The organism is Bartonella sp. AU18XJBT (assembly GCF_028618595.1).
In the GTDB taxonomy this organism is placed as follows: Bacteria; Pseudomonadota; Alphaproteobacteria; order Rhizobiales; family Rhizobiaceae; genus Bartonella.
Genome location: NZ_JAQITE010000091.1, coordinates 1 through 2,868, shown reverse-complemented (window position 1 = coordinate 2,868; position 2,868 = coordinate 1). Strand labels below are relative to the sequence as shown.

The window sequence follows — 2,868 nt, the reverse complement described above, 5'->3', positions numbered from 1 at the left end:
AGAGGTTATCTTCCTTTTCAATAAAGCCCCCTAAAGTACCTGCTTTAACATCAGCAAAGTCTTTTAATGCTTTAATGCGATAAAGGGTATGATTATTAATTACACGTGTCTCATTTGTGAGTGCAAATTTCTTTTGCATGGCACAATTCCTTTATAAAGAGATTTATTTTTTGAATGAAAGAATTTGGTTAGAAAGCAGGCGCCCCCGCCGCGCCCGCGCGTGTCAATTACGCAGCGTCTTTTATAGACTGGTCATTATAGACAATTTCTTTATTACAGACTTCAATATTATTACGAACCCAAGTGTCACCTTTAATGACCGCGTTGCGAAAAATCTTTACATTTGGAAAAATACAAGCATATCCGGAAATTTTCGCATTATCATAAATTTTTGTATCATTAAAAACACAAGCGTAATAATGAACATGAGCATTACCAAAAATATGAGCATCCGGATAAATACGTGCAAAGCCATACACATGAGCATTGCCATAAATATTGCCAGCCACAACAGCCTTGCCATAAACACGGGCGTTATCATAAATTTGTGCATTGCCTTCAATAATCACGGCGTTGCTAGCATGCGCATTGCCTGAAAGTTTTGCATTGTCCTTTAATGTCATACCTTCAAAAATAGCATTTCCATAAATTTGAGCATTACCATAGACATCAACAAAAAAGCTTTTCACTTTAGCATTTCCAAAGACGCGTGCATTTTGAAAGACCCGCGCTTTATCGTAAACCCAGCAATTGCCATCATGAGAGAGATTATTTTCACTTTCAATATAGCCCCCTAGATCACCTTTTTTGACATCATCAAAATCTCTTAAAGCACGAATTCGAGTTAAGAAATGACCATCGATATATTCACAATCATCAATAAATTCGTATTTTTTTGCAGGCTCTTGTTTATTAACGGGGGTGTTTTTTGAGATATTTTTCATAGTTAAATCCTGTTTGAATAATGTTTTTAATTGACAGCCCATAAAGGCATCGGGTGCTAAAAACACGGCAAACAGTCCGTTGCTTATACTTTTCCCTCGAAAGGGTGTTGTATGGTATAAGCACACCCGACATAATCGTTATATGCCAATGATAGCATAAAAGAAAGTCAGTATTTTAAAGAATGGGAGAGGCTGTTTCGTAACCTATCCGCTGTTTGCTTCGTGGTTTTTAATCACTTGAATATTTATATAACAAAATACGTATTTATTGTCAAATAATATTTTATCTTTTTTGATATTTTTTCTTATTTTTTAAATACGTTGTGTGTTGATAATATCATATGCTTATTAATTGCTTCTTTTATATTTATGTGCTTTTAACGCTATATTATATGCTTTCTTAAACGATTGCGTTATTTTCTGAATCTATACATTTATAATATTTAGAAACGCTCTCATCATGCGTATTTTTATCTTTATAACCTATCTGTTTTTTACTAAATGAATTTAAATTTTTTTGTGAATTTTGTTTATAAAGATCTCTAATGTAAACAACCTTAATAAAGCCGCGCTCTTATAACCAATGCCTTCATTTGCATGTGATTATGAAAGCCTGCTTTTTTCACGCGTGCTTTATAGCTGTTATGTTCTTTATAGCCATGGCATCATTTTTCAGTTTCATAAGAGAAATGATAAATAGGATATATGATAATTGTGATTTATTGCTTGTTATGAAAACATCTCAATAGGAACTAATAATTATAGAGATGAGCAAAATCCCTTTTAATAGACTTTTGTCAGTTTAGTCAGTTAACTCTAACCCCTATAGTATTTTTTTTAAATGAGTAAAAATTAAAAACATTATATTTCAATAGGTTAATGTCTTTAAAACATAACTCATATCAATAGTACAATCTTTAAAGATAACCAATGATGTGAATTGATTAAAACTTGTCAGTTATGTGTCAGTAAATTGAACTGACAAAATGATTATTTTAGGGAGTGATTAAAACGTGCTTTATGAAAAGCGTATGAAAGTAAAAACTGATTACGTTATTAAAATCCCTTGTATGAATTTTTATCAGTTTATTTAAATAGATAACCTTATGATTTTAGTGAGTGATTAAAACACGTCTTTAAAAAAGCATGTGATCCTTTAAAGCCTTTCAAAAGATATCTTGTAACCCATAAGAGATGCTATCAAGATCATTATGGTTATGAGTTTTGGGGGGGTATGGGGGTTTTGGGGGGTCTTTTTACCCCCCCCTTTATATATATTTTTTAGTCAAAAATAAAAGTTATTATATTTCAATAAGTTAATCTTTCAAATAAACAACCTATATTAAACATAACACATAAATACAATTTTTAATATATATTTAAGAGGGTTTTGTCGGTGTTTTGGGGGTTTTAAAAACAGACAAAACCTATAAGTAATATAAGAAAATGAATATACATAACTCTCTTTAAACAAAGCTTTTGAAAAGGATAAAGCTATCATTTTAGATTACGGTATAATCTTTTAAAGGCAATCCAAAAGAAGCGTATTCTGTTTAAGAGTGGATTTCTTAAAAGTCTTAAAGCAATCCAAAGTACAGTGTTTAAAAGTGCAAATGATTTCTTTTTAGAATAATGCATGATAAATTATCTCTTTTAAGATTATAGGTAATCAATTCACAAGATGATACGTTTACAAAATTTACAAAAGTCCATTAAAGGATTTCTGATAACGTAATTCTTTCCTATCTTAGTTATCTCATAACAGATGATAAAATAAACTTTTATTTAAACTAATACATAAGCGGCTTTAATAAGATTAGCATGCCCATTATGTGAGCATGCTTTATAAGTCTATTCAGTTTCTCTAATTTCCAATTTTGGTAGGTTCTTAACAATTTTGATTGTCTCTAAACTTACAGTAATA

At 30.6% G+C, this 2,868-nt stretch carries 1 protein-coding gene; it reads right to left on the bottom strand.

Going from position 1 to position 2,868, the window contains the following annotated elements; translation table 11 throughout:
• Nucleotides 1-227 precede the first annotated feature (227 nt).
• Nucleotides 228-944 carry a hypothetical protein gene (locus PVV60_RS09940; protein WP_273724606.1) on the bottom strand — a complete coding sequence of 239 codons (717 nt, stop codon included), beginning with the start codon at nt 942-944 and terminating at the stop codon, nt 228-230.
• Between the last annotated feature and the right edge of the window lie 1,924 nt (nt 945-2,868).

Coding starts and splice junctions, on each gene's coding strand:
- PVV60_RS09940 (WP_273724606.1), bottom strand. CDS start 944: ATGAAAAATATCTCAAAAAACACCCCCGTTAATAAACAAGAGCCTGCA.